General features: G+C 67.9%; 13 protein-coding genes. 11 read left to right on the top strand and 2 right to left on the bottom strand.

The features are described from left to right. The first annotated feature begins 212 nt into the window (after positions 1-212). Positions 213-566, top strand: coding sequence for an Rv2175c family DNA-binding protein (locus KIH31_RS06080; protein WP_214426168.1), 354 nt, complete (start codon positions 213-215; stop codon positions 564-566). A 53-nt stretch (positions 567-619) separates the two neighbouring features. On the opposite strand, the gene KIH31_RS06075 is transcribed toward KIH31_RS06080, so the two are convergent. Together KIH31_RS06075 and KIH31_RS06070 are read right to left on the bottom strand one after the other, a co-directional pair. Beyond that, positions 620-1708 (bottom strand): polyprenyl synthetase family protein, encoded by a 1089-nt coding sequence (locus KIH31_RS06075; RefSeq protein WP_214426167.1) that lies wholly within the window; start codon positions 1706-1708, stop codon positions 620-622. Then, complete coding sequence (locus KIH31_RS06070; RefSeq protein WP_250545499.1) at positions 1705-2271, bottom strand: hypothetical protein; 567 nt, start codon at positions 2269-2271, stop codon at positions 1705-1707. Before KIH31_RS06070 ends, KIH31_RS06075 begins: the two co-directional genes overlap by 4 nt. Positions 2272-2374: 103 nt before the next feature. Between KIH31_RS06070 and dinB the strand changes: the two genes are divergently transcribed. The 10 genes from dinB to murD all read left to right on the top strand — a co-directional run bounded on the left by dinB (position 2375) and on the right by murD (position 14385). After that, complete coding sequence (dinB, locus tag KIH31_RS06065; RefSeq protein ID WP_214426166.1) at positions 2375-3613, top strand: DNA polymerase IV; 1239 nt, start codon at positions 2375-2377, stop codon at positions 3611-3613. 143 nt (positions 3614-3756) lie between these two features. Continuing rightward, positions 3757-4122 carry a DUF3040 domain-containing protein gene (locus KIH31_RS06060; RefSeq protein ID WP_214426165.1) on the top strand — a complete coding sequence of 122 codons (366 nt, stop codon included), beginning with the start codon at positions 3757-3759 and terminating at the stop codon, positions 4120-4122. Positions 4123-4498: 376 nt separating this feature from the next. After that, the gene (gene mraZ, locus KIH31_RS06055) at positions 4499-4930 is read left to right on the top strand and encodes a division/cell wall cluster transcriptional repressor MraZ (RefSeq protein WP_214426164.1); all 432 of its coding nucleotides are present in this window, start codon (positions 4499-4501) and stop codon (positions 4928-4930) included. Positions 4931-5109: 179 nt separating this feature from the next. Beyond that, positions 5110-6087, top strand: a complete 978-nt coding sequence (gene rsmH, locus KIH31_RS06050; protein WP_214426163.1) for a 16S rRNA (cytosine(1402)-N(4))-methyltransferase RsmH — start codon at positions 5110-5112, stop codon at positions 6085-6087. After that, a complete protein-coding gene (locus tag KIH31_RS06045) occupies positions 6084-6776 on the top strand; it encodes a hypothetical protein (RefSeq protein ID WP_214426162.1) in 693 nt (230 codons plus the stop codon). The genes rsmH and KIH31_RS06045 overlap by 4 nt, the downstream gene beginning before the upstream one ends. Before the next feature lie 29 nt (positions 6777-6805). Then, positions 6806-8602 (top strand): penicillin-binding protein 2, encoded by a 1797-nt coding sequence (locus tag KIH31_RS06040; RefSeq protein WP_214426161.1) that lies wholly within the window; start codon positions 6806-6808, stop codon positions 8600-8602. Positions 8603-8621: 19 nt separating this feature from the next. Then, positions 8622-10253 (top strand): UDP-N-acetylmuramoyl-L-alanyl-D-glutamate--2,6-diaminopimelate ligase, encoded by a 1632-nt coding sequence (locus tag KIH31_RS06035; protein ID WP_307857557.1) that lies wholly within the window; start codon positions 8622-8624, stop codon positions 10251-10253. Between the two features lie 6 nt (positions 10254-10259). Then, positions 10260-11735, top strand: coding sequence for a UDP-N-acetylmuramoyl-tripeptide--D-alanyl-D-alanine ligase (gene murF, locus KIH31_RS06030; RefSeq protein ID WP_214426160.1), 1476 nt, complete (start codon positions 10260-10262; stop codon positions 11733-11735). Continuing rightward, positions 11732-12838 (top strand): phospho-N-acetylmuramoyl-pentapeptide-transferase, encoded by a 1107-nt coding sequence (mraY, locus tag KIH31_RS06025; RefSeq protein ID WP_214426159.1) that lies wholly within the window; start codon positions 11732-11734, stop codon positions 12836-12838. Before murF ends, mraY begins: the two co-directional genes overlap by 4 nt. Further along, positions 12820-14385 carry a UDP-N-acetylmuramoyl-L-alanine--D-glutamate ligase gene (gene murD / locus KIH31_RS06020; RefSeq protein ID WP_214426158.1) on the top strand — a complete coding sequence of 522 codons (1566 nt, stop codon included), beginning with the start codon at positions 12820-12822 and terminating at the stop codon, positions 14383-14385. Before mraY ends, murD begins: the two co-directional genes overlap by 19 nt.

Below are 14385 nucleotides of genomic sequence, written 5' to 3'. Positions count from 1 at the left end.
CGGGTGATGAAGCCTGCAGCTCGTGCAGGCCGATGGCGGGGCGGGTGATGCAAATGTGGTTGTTGATACAAATGTGACTTCTGTGAATCTACACGAATTCTGAGCTAGCACAAGTGGCACGGAAACGCCGCTTAGCGCGGGCGGGCGGTGTGTCGCGTGTGCGGGTGCCAGCAGGCTGGCTGAGAGGGCATCCGGCGTGCGAATCTAAGGGGGTGAGTAACGTAGAAACCCTTGTCGGGGACTGGCTGGCGCTGCCGGACGTCGCCGAACTCCTCGGAGTCCCGATCACCCGCGTCCATTCCCTGCTTGCGGACCGCAGCCTGGTGGGACTGCGCATCGGCGAACGCAAGATCAGGTCCGTCCCGGCGGACTTCTTCGTCGACGGCAAAATCCTCGACAGCCTCAAGGGCACCCTATCCGTGCTGGCCGACTCCGGCTTCACTGACGAGGAGACTCTCAACTGGCTCTTCACCCCGGACGAGTCCCTGCCCGGGCGGCCGGTGGATGCGCTGCGTGAAGGACGCAAAACCGAGATCCGCCGTCGCGCGGCTGCCCTCGCCTGGTAGCCCCGCGCGGCCTCAGCGCCGCAGCCGGTGCTGCGAAGTGGCGCTGGGTGTGGTTATGCGGAGCGTTTGACGGCCGAGGTCGCCAACGCTTCAAGCGCTGCGCGCGTGACCGCATCGACCTGGAGCTGCCCCAGGCCGTCGAAAGCGGCGGTGGAAAGCTCGTCGATCAGCTCCTCGGTGGCCTTCAGCGCTCCGGTGCCCACAATCAGCCGCCGGAGTTCATCGATGTCGGCCGGACCAAGCTCCGGGTCGCCCAGGGAGTTGCCGATGAAGGCCGCCTCCCCGGGAGCCGCTCGTTCCAGCGCAAAGCCGATCAGCACCGTCCGCTTGCCCTCGCGCAGATCGTCACCGGCAGGCTTGCCCGTCGCCGCCGGGTCTCCGAAAACCCCCAGGACATCGTCGCGCAGCTGGAACGCTTCCCCCAGCGGGAGGGCGAAGGCTGAGTAGGCGTCGAGCAGCTCCTCGGCTCCGCCGGCCAAGGCCCCGCCCAGAACCAGTGGATGTTCGGTCGAATACTTGGCGGACTTGAAGCGGATGATCGAGCGAGCCCGCTCCACGGCATGCGAGCGTGCCCGGCTGGGCCCGGCAACCTCCTCAAGGATGTCCAGATACTGGCCTGCCATCACTTCGGTCCGCATCCGGTTGAAAACCCCGCGGGCCCGGGTGCCGGCCGCCGCCGCCGGACCGATGTCGGTAAATGCTTCCTCACTGAAGGACAGGCAGAGATCGCCGGCCAGGATGGCCGCCGCATGGCCAAAACGCTCCTGGTCCAGCGACCAGCTGTTCTGCGCATGGAGCGCACCGAATGCCGTGTGGACGCTGGGGCGCCCGCGGCGGGTGTCCGAGCGGTCGATGATGTCGTCATGGATCAGCGCGGCTGCCTGGAACAATTCGAGGGCGGCGCCGGCCGTCACGATTTCGGCCGCCTCCGCGGCGCCGCCTGCGCCGCGCCAGCCCCAGTAGCAGAGCAGGGCGCGCATGCGCTTTCCGCCGGAGACCAGGTCCGACACCGAATTCAACAAGGCCAGCGCGTCCGGGGAAATCTGCCGGAGCAGCTCGTGGCGGCCGGCGACGAAGGTCCCGAGTTCCTCCGCCACGGCGGCGACGTAGGCGGACTGCTGCTCCTGCGCGCCGGCCGTCACTTCAGCGACTCGGGGGCCACATTGGCTCCGATGGTGAAGGTGGAGGTGGATCCGACCCGGACCACCGAGAGGTTCACGGTCTCCTTGCCGTCATTGCGGACGAAGTCCTTCGACGGCGTCGAGCCCACCTCATTGCCGGCGAGTGCCTTGAAGCCCTGGTCGGTGAGGGCCTTCGTATAGAACGAAATGATTGACTCAGGAGTGGCCGGGGTGCTGGCCACGAGCGAGGCGGTGGCCGGCGTCCCGGTCCTGTCCACGCTGGTCGCCAGGACCTTGGCGCCGGTGAAAACCGGTAGCAGGGTCTTCGGGAACCCTGTCACCATGTTGCCGACGACGGCGCTGGCGGACGGGTTGTCGCTCGGCGTCGGCAGCGGCGACGGCGCAAAGGACGCAGACGAAGACTGCGTGCCCGACGGTCCGGCGGCCTGGGAAGAGGACGCCGATGCCGAGGGGGAGGCCTGCGGGCTGCTGCAGGCGGCGAGCAGAAGGGCAGCGCCGACCGCGGAGAGCAGGGCCGGTACCGCCCGGGACCTCGGGACACCTCGACGCATGTGGGCTTCCATCTGCCGCCTTTCCTCATACTCCTGCGGCGCAGCCGCACGGTGACCGGCGGCGCCTTGACCTTGAACCAGTCTAGTCAGTCGCCCGTCGGAGCAGCCGCCTAGGATGGATACCGTGGAACCCAGCAAGGATTCCGAGCACCGGAACTGCAACATCCTCCACGTGGACATGGACGCTTTCTATGTCTCCGTGGAGCTGCTTTCGGCACCCCGGCTGCGCGGGAAGCCGGTGATTGTCGGGTTCCCGTCCGGGCGTTCAGTCGTGCTCTCCGCGTCCTATGAGGCGAGGGCTTTCGGGGTGCGGTCGGCCATGCCGATGGCGGCCGCCATGCGCCTGTGCCCGACGGCCGTTGTCGTCGAGCCACGGCACAGCCGGTACTCGGAAGTGTCCCGGCAGCTGATGGCAATCTTTTCCTCCATCACCGACCTGGTTGAACCGCTCAGCGTCGACGAGGCTTTCCTGGACGTTGCCGGGGCCATGCGCCGGCTGGGGCCGCCGCGGACGATCGGCGAGCACATCCGGACCCGGGTGCACGACGAACTTGGTATCACCGCCTCCGTCGGGATCGCGGCGACCAAATTCGTGGCCAAGATCGCCTCCACCCGCTCGAAGCCGGACGGTCTGCTCCTGATCCCCAAGGAAGAGACGGTGGCCTACCTGCACACCCTGCCGGTCAACGCCCTGTGGGGGGTCGGCGCCAAGACGGTCGAGGCACTCGCCAGGCTCGGCATCCATACGGTGGCCGACGTCGCCGCCACCCCGGTGCAGGCACTGCAGCGCGTGCTGGGCAAGTCGGGGGAGCAGGTGCACCGGTTGGCGTGGGGGACCGACCCCCGCAAGGTCACGCCCGTGCGGGTCGAGAAAAGCATAGGGGCGGAGGAGACGTTCGCCGAGGATACGGGTGACGACGCACAGCTGAAACGGGAGCTGCTGCGCCTTGCGCACCGCACTGCCGCACGCCTCCGGGAGGCCGGGCTGCTGAGCCGGACGGTCGCCCTGAAGCTGCGCTACGCGGATTTCTCCACGATCAGTCGCTCCCGCACCCTTTCGTCTCCCGTCGACAGCGCACAGCTGCTCTACGCCACCGCGGTCGGCCTGCTGGACGGACTGGGCCCCCGGCCGATGAGTGTGCGCCTGATCGGCTTGCGGGCGGAGCAGCTCGAGAACGCCGGACAGACCGCGATGCAGTTGAGCCTGGACCGGCGGGATGACAACTGGAGGGCGGCCGAGCAGGCACTGGACAAGGTGAGTGCCAAATTCGGCCGCCAGTCGCTGCTTCCGGCGAGCCTGATCCGGCCGGGAAGGCCCGATGACGCGGGCGGCAAGCCCCCGACTGGGACCTAAGGCATCTTTTGGTAATGCGGGCTTGGAACTATCCTTATTACACACGGATTAATGGACGAAAGGCGATGAAGGGAACTTCGTCGGCGGCCTGTTCGTTTTTCGGTCGGACGCACTAGGCACTGGCCCATTTATAGGAGGTCGCGATGCCCCTTTCGGAGCATGAACAGAAGTTGCTCGAGCAGCTGGAGCAGCAATTGCATGCGGACGATCCGAAGTTTGCCAACTCGATGGGCTCGGATTCCATCCGCTCCCTCTCCACCCGCCACATCGTCATCGGCGTGCTGACCACCATTGCGGGCATCCTGGTGCTGCTGGTCGGAGTCAGCATGCAGCAGATCCTGCTTGGCGTGCTGGGTTTCCTGATGATGGGCGGAGGAGTCTACTTTGCGACGACACGGCGGGCCGTCGCAGGCGTGTCGAAGCGCGGGCGCAAAACAGCCAAGCCCCGCAGTTCGTTCATGAGCAATCTCGAAGACCGCTGGGATAAGAGGCGTCGCGACCAGGAATAGACGAGGGGGCAGCCCCCCACTTTGCACCACCTTTGCGAAAAGGCCCGCTTCGGCGGGCCTTTTCGCGTTAACGGGTTGCGGGTGCAGGGCCGCTGCCGTCGTCGGGACGGTGCCGTGTCCTGCGGGCGAAGGCCACTTTGGCCATCGCCGACGGCGTGAACGGGGGGCCACCGGCGCTGGAACGGGCGCCCGGTTTCCCTCCACTTTCCACCACGGGCACTCCTGGCGCGGGCTGGCGCGGAATTTTTGTACCAACACGCCGCCCAAAACCTCCCTTTTGGATTGACGGTGGATGGATGTGGAGTAAAGTGGAGCCTGTAAGAGGGTAGTGGTGGCACAGGGGATGTCAGCTCCTCTGACTCAAAGGGTGGTGGCGATGTTTCTCGGAACACATTCGCCGCGTCTCGATGAGAAGGGGCGAATCATCCTCCCGGCGAAGTTCCGCGACGAACTGGCCGATGGCCTGGTCCTGACGAGGGGCCAGGAGCGCTGCATCTACGTCTTCAGCCAGAAGGAATTCGAACGGGTTCACGAGCAAATGCGGGAGGCTCCCATCTCCTCCCGCCAGGCCCGGGACTACATTCGAGTCTTTCTGTCCGGAGCCTCGGACGAGGTACCCGACAAGCAGGGGCGCGTGACCATTCCGGCGGCGCTCCGGACGTACGCGGGTCTTGGCAGGGAACTGGCGGTCATTGGCGCCGGCACCCGCGCGGAGATCTGGGACGCCCAGGCTTGGGCCGAGTACCTGGAAGAGAAGGAGAACGCGTTCTCCGACACCGACGACGACGCAATACCCGGAATCTTCTGATCCCCCGATCGGAAGGCCGGCTGGTTCTTGGATGAGATCTCCAGCCGCCCAGCTTCCGGCTTCCTGGCTCACTTCCCCGGAGCCAGGCAGTCCGAAAGCCAGGCGCGGATGGGGATCTGATCCAAGTACCTCGCAGTGATGATGACCTGGGCAGCACACACCACGATTGAGGAGACGGGATGACCGAGCAGCGGCCCACGTCCGAACGCCACGTCCCCGTCCTCAAGGACCGCTGCATCAACCTTCTCGCCCCGGCCATCGAAGCCGTCACGCACCCCGTGGTGGTCGATGCCACTCTTGGGATGGGCGGCCACAGCGAGGCGATGCTGCAGCGCTTCCCGCAGCTGCACCTGATCGGCATTGACCGCGACGAGGAAGCGCTCGCGCTGGCGGGGGAGCGGCTGGCCCCTTTCAGCTCCCGCACGGACCTGGTGCACGCGGTGTATGACGAAATCGCCGAGGTCGTCGCAGACCTGGGCTTCCCGCAGGTCCACGGCGTGCTGATGGACCTGGGCGTCTCGTCGCTGCAGCTGGACGAACGCAACCGCGGCTTCGCCTACTCCTACGACGCCCCGCTCGACATGCGCATGGACACCAGCCGGGGGCAGACCGCCGCCGACGTCGTCAACACCTATCCCGAGGACCGGCTCTTCCGCGTTATCCGCGCCTGGGGAGAGGAAAAGTTTGCCGGCCGCATTGCGGCACGGATCGTGCAGGCGCGGGAAGTCAAGCCGTTCGAGACGACCGGTGAACTGGTCGAAGCGATCCGGCAGGTGGTTCCGGCCGCCGCCGCCCGGACCGGAGGCCATCCGGCCAAGCGCACGTTCCAGGCCCTGCGCATCGAAGTCAATGAGGAACTCGACGTGCTTGAGCGGGCGGTGCCGGCAGCCGTCGGCGTGCTGGCCCTGCACGGACGCATGGTGGTGATGTCCTACCACTCGCTGGAGGACAAGATCGTCAAGAAGGTGTTTGCTGCGGCCTCGAAATCCTCGGCGCCTCCGGGATTCCCGGTGGAGCTGGAGGAACACAAGCCAGAGCTGAAGACCCTCACCCGCGGCACTGAAGTGCCGACCGAACTGGAAATTGCCGAGAACCCGCGGGCGGCCTCCGCCCGGCTCCGGGCAGTGGAACGCATTAGAAACAGGAGAGCAGCATGAGCGCGGCGCCCAACAACGTCCAGTCCGTGATCGGCAACACTGCGCGGGCATTGTCCGGGATCGCGGCCCCGTCGCGTCCGGCCCCGAAGCGCAGCCGCACGCCTCTCTCCGTCGTACAGTCCGCCCCGCGGCGCCGCCGGACCCCCTTCGTGCTGTTCTGCTTCGCCGTGCTGGCAGCGGCTCTCATGACGGTTCTGGTGCTGAACATTTCCGTTTCCTCCGGCCAGTACGAGCTGGTCCAGCTGCGCAGCGAGCAGGCGGGCCTGCTGCGGCACAACCAGGAACTGACACAGAAGGTCCAGAACTTCGAAGCTCCCCAGAATCTGGCCGCCAAGGCTGCAGAATTGGGCATGGTCGCAGCAACCACGAAGGGACAGATCGACCTGAAGTCGATGAAGGTCAGCGGAACGCCGAAACCGGCGGAGAAGGCGGACAAGCCGGGGGCAGCCATCGCCGCCCCGTCCGTTTCCGGCGCCGCACCCGCGCAGGCAGCCTCATCCGACCAGCAGGAAGCAACGCCTCTTCCGCAGCCTGTTACGGCCAAGCCCAAGGCTGCTGCGGCCTCGCCGTCGACGCCGGAGCTTCCGTCCCAGGCTGCCGTTCCGTCCCAGGCTGCGGCGCCGTCGCTGCCTGCGGCAGGGGTGCGCAGCGGGACCATTCCGGCCCCGGGGCAGAAGCCGGAGCAGTAGACGCAGGTCAGTAGCAGCGAGGACTTCAGGTGGCACGAAACTCAAGCAAAAGCACGGCAGGCAGCCAAGCGGCTGGGGCGACCCGAAGACTCCGGGCAGGCATCGGAATCGTCCTCGTCCTGCTGCTGGTGATCGGCGGCCGGCTGTTCCTCGTCCAGGGACTGGACTTCGGCGGGATGGCCGAAGCCGCGGTCAAGCAGCGCACCCAGGTCCAGACCCTGGCCGCTGCCCGCGGCGAGATCATTGACTCCAAAGGCAATGTGCTCGCACGCAGTGTCATCCGCTACGACATCGTGGTGGACCAGACCCAGAACGCCATCGGGGAATTTGACCGCAAGAACGCCGCGACCGGGAAGCTGGACACGATCAGCCGTGACCAGGGCATCGCTGAACTCGCGGCGGCGCTCGGCAAGAGCGACGAGGACGTGCGGACCGCCGTGACCGGCAGCAGGACGTTCAACTACGTCGCCCGGACGGTCACCCCGGATGTGAACGACGCCGTCACCAAGCTGGCGATCCCGGGCATCTACAGCAGGCCGACCACTCAGCGCGTCTATCCGTTCGGCGCCGTCGCCGGCGGGGTCGTCGGCTTCCTAGGCGCGGACGGCACCCCGCTGGCCGGGCTGGAGCAGACAATGGACAGCAAGCTCCAGGGCAAGGACGGCCAACGCAGCTTCCAGATCGGCGCCGACGGCGCGCGCATCCCGTACGCGCCGGCCCAGGAAACCCCGGCCCAGGACGGCCAGAGTGTCAAGCTCAGCATCGACAGCGACATCCAGTGGTACGCCCAGCAGGCGATCCAGAGCCAGGTCGACAAGGTCCACGCCGAGTGGGGCAACGTCGTCGTCGTGGAAGTCAAAACCGGGCGCATCATCGCGATGGCCGACAGCAACGCGCCGGACCCGAACAAGCCCGGTGCGACCGCCGCCAAGGACCGCGGGGTCCGCTCGGTCACAGCAGCCTACGAGCCGGGCTCCACCGAGAAGATGATCACCGCCGCGTCGCTGATCCAGACGGGCAAGGCCACCGCCCTCGAACACGTCGTGGTGCCGCCGACCTACACCATCAACGGGCAGACCTTCACGGACGCTTTCGACCACGGCTACGAGAACCGGACCCTGGCTGGCATCGTGGGTTTCTCGATGAACACCGGCACCGTGATGCTCGGCTCCCGGCTGACCAAGCAGCAGCGCTACGACTGGCTGCGCAGGTTCGGCATCGGCCAGCGCACCGGCATTGAACTGCCGGGCGAGGGCTCGGGCATCCTAGCCACTCCGGACAAATGGGACGGCCGCCAGGAGTACACCGTGCTCTTCGGCCAGGGCGTTGCCCAGACCACCCTGCAGACGGCGATGGCCTACCAGGCGATCGCGAACAACGGTGTGCGGCTCAAGCCGCGGCTGGTGGACGCCTACGTGGACCCGGACGGGACCGAGCATCCCGTGCCGACGGCACCGGGAACCGAAGTCGTCTCTCCGAAAACGGCGCAGTCGGTAAAGGATATTCTGGAAAGCACTGTGACCGACGGCGAGGTGAAGGAAGCAAAGATCGATGGGTACCGTGTCGGTGCCAAGACAGGTACCGCTGAGTCGCCGGCGGACAACGGCGGCGGTTTTGACGGCTACACGGCGTCGCTGGTCGGCATGGCGCCGATGGACAACCCCAAGTACGTCGTGGTGGCCGTGGTGCAGCGGCCGCAGGGTTCGATCTACGGTATTACCAACGGCCCGGTTTTCACTTCGGTGATGAGCCAGGTCCTGCGGGCCAACAACGTCGCGCCGTCCACCGGCAAGCCGCCTCACCTCCCGCAGTTTTTCGACAAGTAACCACCCGGAGCACCCCACCGTGACAGAACCCATAACCCCCGTGCCGGACAGCGAACAGCCGTCCGGCTTCCAACCGTCGCGGCTGCGCCCTGCGCGCGTCGAACCTCTGGGACTGGCGGCCGTCACCGAGTTCCTGGGCCTTTCCGGCTCGGTCGACGTCGGCGTCCGGGTGTGCGGGCTCAGCCTGAACTCGCGCACCGTGCTCCCGGGCGATCTCTATGTCGCGCTGCCCGGCGCCGCCCGCCACGGGGCGGACTTCGTGCCGCAGGCCGTGGCCGCCGGGGCGGTTGCCGTGCTCACCGATCCCGCCGGCGCCGCCCGCCTCTCCGACGCCGGTGTGCCCGTCCTTGCGGCCCACGACCCCCGCGCGCTGGTGGGCGGCCTCTCGGGGTTCATCTACCGCAGCCAGCCCGCCGAGGGCCCCCGGCCGGCGCTCTTCGGGGTCACCGGCACCAACGGCAAGACGACCACCACGTACTTCATCAACTCCCTCCAACGGGCCCTCGGCCGCACCACGGGCCTGATCGGAACGATCGAAATCCTCGCGGGCTCCGAGCCCATCCCCAGCCTGCTGACGACGCCGGAGTCCACGGAGGTGCACGGGCTGCTGGCCCTGATGCGCGAGCGCCGGATCGACGGCGCCGCCATGGAGGTGTCCTCGCACGCGCTGGCCTACCACCGCGTGGACGGCGTTCGCTTCGACGTCGTCGGCTTCACCAACCTGACCCAGGACCACCTGGACCTGCACGGCACCATGGACGACTATTTCGCCACGAAGGCGCAACTGTTCACCGCGGAACGCGCGGCCGCGGCCGTGGTGACTGTCGACGACGAGTGGGGCCGGCGCCTGGCCGGACTCAGCGGGGCGCCCGCGACCACCTTGGCGACGACTGCCGATGCCGGCGCGGACGCCGACTGGCGGGTCACCGAACGGGAGCATGAAGGGCTCGGCACCCGCTTCGTGCTGGCCCACCGCGACGGAACCAGACTGCGCCTTCGCACCGGCCTTCCCGGAGAGTTCAACGTGGCCAACGCCGCGCTGGCGGCGCTCATGGTGCTCACCTCGGGCGTGCCGCTGGAGCAGCTCCAGGCAGCCGTGGACGGGCAGGACCCCTTCACCGTCCAGGTGCCCGGCCGCATGCAGCTCGTCGGGACAGCCCCGGCGGCGATCGTCGACTTCGCGCACAACCCGGACGCCCTGGCGCGTGCACTGCGCGCGGTCCGCTCGCCCGAACAAGGCGCGAAGGTGATCGTCGTGTTTGGCGCCACCGGCCAGCGCGACCAGACCAAGCGGCCCACCATGGGCGCGATCGCGGCGGAACTGGCCGACGTCGTCATCATCACCGACGACGACCCGCACGACGAGGACGCGGCGGCCATCCGGGCGGACGTGCTCGCCGGGGCGCGGCGCGCTGACGCCGAGGGGTCCCTGGGCCGGCAGATCCTGGAGGTGTACCCCCGCGCTGACGCCATCGAGCGCGCCGTGTCCCTCGCCTCGGCCGCGGACACCATCCTGGTCGCGGGCCGCGGCCACGAGGTATGGCAGGAGGTCAAGGGGGTCAACCTGGCCCTCGACGACCGGGTGGAGCTGCGGAGCGCCTTGACAGCACACGGATTCTCGGCTCTCCCGGCCGAGCGGATAGAGTCCTAAACCGAGATGATTGAACTTAATGCTGCGCAGATCGCCGGCGTGACCGGCGGTCGACTGACCGGCAGTGCGCGTGACGCAAACCCCGTTCCGACTTCCGTCGCCACCGATTCCCGGGAGGTGCTGCCGGGCGCCATGTACGTGGCGAAGCCCGGCGAACACGCCGACGGCCACGAGTTCATGCAGGCCGCCTTCGAGCGCGGCGCGGTTCTCGCCCTCGCCGAGCGCGAAGTCCTGGACTCCTCCGGCCAGCCGTATCCCGCTGTCATCGTCGACGACGCCGTGCTCGCCATGGGCGCACTTGCCGCCGAGACAGTCCGGCGGATCCGGGCCCGCGGGCCGCTGACCGTCGTCGGCATCACCGGCTCTGCCGGCAAGACCACCACCAAGGACCTGCTCGCCGGCATCCTGCGCCAGCAGGGTCCCACCGTCGCCCCGCAGGGTTCCTACAACGGCGAGGTCGGCGTGCCGCTGACGGTCTTCCGCGCGGACTACGACACGCGCTACCTGGTGATCGAAATGGGTGCCACCGGCATCGGCCACATCAAGTACCTGGCAGACATGGTCCGGCCCGATCTCGGTGTCGTCCTCGTCGTCGGATCCGCCCACGCGGGCGAATTCGGCGGGGTGGAGAACATCGCGATCGCCAAGGGCGAGATGGTCGAAGCGCTGGCGCCCGAAGGTACCGCCGTCATCAACCTCGACGACCCGCGGGTCGCGGCCATGCGCTCCCGGACGAAGGCCACCGTGCTGGGCTTCAGCCAGGATGCGGCCGCGGCCGCCGACGTGGTGCGGGCGGAAGACCCGGGCACCAACTCCGCCGGCAACCCGGTGTTCACGCTGCACCTGCCCGGCGCGCCGGAAGGCTTCCCTGTCCAGTCCCGGCTGATCGGCGCGCACCACATCACGAACCTGCTGGCCGCCGCCGCCGCCGCCCACGCGATCGGCATCCCGGGGGCGGACATCGCCGCCTCGCTCAACTCCCAGGCCGCCGCCAGCCGCTGGCGGATGGAGCGCACCGAACGGGCCGACGGAGTGACCGTCATCAACGACGCCTACAACGCCAACCCGGAATCCATGCGGGCTGCGCTGCGGACCCTGGCCGACGTCGGCCGCGGACGCCGCACCTGGGCGGTCCTCGGGCCGATGCTCGAACTTGGCGCCGACTCGGTGCACGAACACGACGCGATCGGCCGGATCGTGGTGCGGTTGAACATTTCCCGCCTGATCGTCGTCGGCGCGGAAGCGAAGGCCATGCACAACGCCGCCGTCATGGAGGGCTCGTGGGGAGACGAATCAATGTTCGTCCCCGACGCCGATGCCGCCTACGAGGTGCTCTCCAACGAACTGGAACCGGGGGACCTGGTCCTGTTCAAGTCCTCCAACTCGGCCGGACTGCGGTTCCTGGGTGACCGGATAGCATTACCTCCACAATCGGAAACGGCCGGCACCGCGCCCGCTGGGGAAGGGAGGGAGCCGGCATGATTCCCTTGTTGATCGGGTCCGCCCTGGCCCTTCTTTTCGCCCTCGTCGGGACGCCGCTGTTCATTCGGCTGCTGGTGAACCGCGGCTACGGTCAGTTCATCCGCGACGACGGACCGACCTCGCACCACACCAAGCGGGGCACACCCACGATGGGCGGCACCGTCGTCGTCGCTTCGGTGGTCCTGGCGTACTTCGCCACCCACCTCGTCGCCTCGATGCTCAACCCGTCGTCCGCACCGCCGTCGGCCTCCGGGCTGCTGCTCCTGCTGCTGATGGTGGGACTGGGGCTTGTCGGCTTCCTGGACGACTACATCAAGATTTCCAAGCAGCGCAGCCTCGGGCTGAACGCGAAGGCCAAGATCATCCTGCAGACCGGCGTCGGCGTGCTCTTCGCTGTCCTGGCCCTGAACTTCCCGAACGCCCGGAACCTGACGCCCGCCTCGACGAAGGTCTCCTTCGTCCGCGACACCTGGTTCGACCTCGCTTTCGGGGGCACGCTGCTGGGCGTAATCCTGTTCATCATCTGGTCCAACCTCGTGGTGACCGCGGCGAGCAACGGCGTGAACCTCGCGGACGGACTGGACGGGCTCGCCGCGGGCGCCTCCATCATGGTCTTCGGCGCATACCTGCTGATCGGGCTGTGGCAGTACCGGCAGAGCTGCGGGTCCCCGACGGCAACAGGGGCAGCCTGTTACGAGGTGCGCGACCCGCTGGACCTGACCATGCTGGCCGGCGCCCTGTGCGGGGCGTTGATCGGCTTCCTGTGGTGGAACACGTCACCGGCGAAGATCTTCATGGGTGACACCGGATCACTGGCCATCGGCGGAGCGATCGCCGCATTCGCGATCCTCACCCGCACCGAAATGCTGCTGGTGCTCATCGGCGGCCTCTTCGTGCTGATCACCCTCTCGGTGATCATCCAGGTGGGCTTCTTCAAACTCAGCGGCGGCAAACGCGTGTTCAAGATGGCGCCGCTGCAGCACCACTTCGAACTCAAGGGCTGGGCAGAAGTCACTGTCGTGGTCCGCTTCTGGATCCTGGGCGGCCTGTTCGTCGCCGCCGGTCTGGGGGTCTTCTATGCCGAATGGGTGACCGGACTGTGAGCGGCCGGCTCGACGGGCTGACCAGCTGGGATGCCGACTGGTCCGGCCTGCGCGTGGTGGTGACAGGCATCGGGGTTTCCGGGTTCGCCGCGGCAGACACCCTGATCGAACTCGGCGCCCGCGTCGTCGTCGTCGATTCCTCCACGTCCGAGACCGCGCGGTCCAAAGCGGACACGCTGCGCATCGTCGGCGCGGCGGACGTGCTGCTGGGGGAGGAGGCCGTCGCCACCATCCCGCTGGTCGACGGCGGGAAGCCGGACCTGATCGTCACCTCGCCGGGGTGGCGGCCGGACCAGGCGCTGCTGGCGGCAGCCGCCCGCGCCCACCTGCCCGTGTGGGGCGACATCGAACTCGCCTGGCGCGTGCGCGAACGCGCGGGCCGCAAAACCGCCGAGTGGCTGGCGATCACCGGCACGAACGGCAAGACCACCACCGTGGGCATGACGGCTTCGATGCTGCAGGCGGCCGGCCTGAAGGCGATCGCCGTCGGCAACGTGGGCACCCCGGTGCTCGACGCGCTGCGCGACCCGGTCGAATACGACGTCCTGGCGGTGGAACTCTCCAGCTTCCAGCTGCACTGGGCCTCCAGCCTCTCGCCCCTGGCGAGCGTGTGCCTGAACGTCGCCGAAGACCACGTCGACTGGCACGGCTCCTACGAGTCGTACCTGTGGGACAAGGCGAAGGTTTACGCGAACACCAAGGTTGCCTGCGTGTACAACGCCGAGCAGATCGAAACCGAGCGGATGGTCGAGGAAGCCGACGTCCTCGAAGGCTGCCGGGCGATCGGCTTCACCACCGGCACTCCGGCGGTGAGCATGCTCGGCGTCGTGGAAAACCTCCTGGTGGACCGGGCGTTCATCGAACAGCGCAAGGACTCCGCCGCCGAACTCGGCAGCCTGGAGGACGTCGGCCCGATCGCCCCGCGGCATCTGGTGGCAAACGCCCTCGCGGCTGCTGCCCTGGTGCGCGCCTACGGGTTGGAGCCCGCCGCCGTCCGCGACGGGCTGCGCGCCTACGAGCCGGGGGACCACCGCATCCAGCCCGTCGCACGTCTCAACGGAGTGCTCTGGGTCAACGATTCGAAGGCCACGAATCCGCACGCCGCGGACGCCTCGCTGGCCGCGTTCGGCAGCGTCGTCTGGATCGCCGGCGGCCTCGCCAAGGGTGTCAGCTACGACGACCTCATCCGGCGCCACGCGGCACGCTTGAAGGCCGTGGTGCTCATCGGCGCCGACAGTTCGGCGCTGCGCGAGTCTTTGCGGCGACACGCACCCGATGTTCCGGTGATCGAGCAGGGCCCGGGCGAGACTGGAACCATGCAGGAAGGCTCCGCCGCCGGGACCGCTGACGCGCCGCTGGGTGGGGACGCCGTCATGGCGCGGGCCGTACAGGCGGCCGCTGGCCTCGCCGCCGAGGGCGACACCGTGCTCATGGCCCCTGCTGCAGCATCAATGGATCAGTTCTCTTCCTACGCTCATCGCGGCGACGCCTTCGTCGAGGCGGTCCGTGAGTTGGTGGAAGGGCAGGCGACGACCAGCAAGGAGTAG

This window comes from Paenarthrobacter sp. DKR-5, assembly GCF_018531425.1.
In the GTDB taxonomy this organism is placed as follows: Bacteria; Actinomycetota; Actinomycetes; order Actinomycetales; family Micrococcaceae; genus DKR-5.
The sequence above is the reverse complement of the archived record's forward strand: the minus strand, read 5'-3'. Positions and strand labels throughout refer to the sequence as shown.

What these genes read in the sequence shown, in the direction of transcription:
- KIH31_RS06070 (WP_250545499.1), bottom strand. Translation starts at nt 2,271, where the DNA reads ATGGAAGCCCACATGCGTCGAGGTGTCCCGAGGTCCCGGGCGGTACCG.
- dinB (WP_214426166.1), top strand. Translation starts at nt 2,375, where the DNA reads ATGGATACCGTGGAACCCAGCAAGGATTCCGAGCACCGGAACTGCAAC.
- KIH31_RS06060 (WP_214426165.1), top strand. Translation starts at nt 3,757, where the DNA reads ATGCCCCTTTCGGAGCATGAACAGAAGTTGCTCGAGCAGCTGGAGCAG.
- mraZ (WP_214426164.1), top strand. Translation starts at nt 4,499, where the DNA reads ATGTTTCTCGGAACACATTCGCCGCGTCTCGATGAGAAGGGGCGAATC.
- rsmH (WP_214426163.1), top strand. Translation starts at nt 5,110, where the DNA reads ATGACCGAGCAGCGGCCCACGTCCGAACGCCACGTCCCCGTCCTCAAG.
- KIH31_RS06045 (WP_214426162.1), top strand. Translation starts at nt 6,084, where the DNA reads ATGAGCGCGGCGCCCAACAACGTCCAGTCCGTGATCGGCAACACTGCG.
- murF (WP_214426160.1), top strand. Translation starts at nt 10,260, where the DNA reads ATGATTGAACTTAATGCTGCGCAGATCGCCGGCGTGACCGGCGGTCGA.
- mraY (WP_214426159.1), top strand. Translation starts at nt 11,732, where the DNA reads ATGATTCCCTTGTTGATCGGGTCCGCCCTGGCCCTTCTTTTCGCCCTC.
- murD (WP_214426158.1), top strand. Translation starts at nt 12,820, where the DNA reads ATGGGTGACCGGACTGTGAGCGGCCGGCTCGACGGGCTGACCAGCTGG.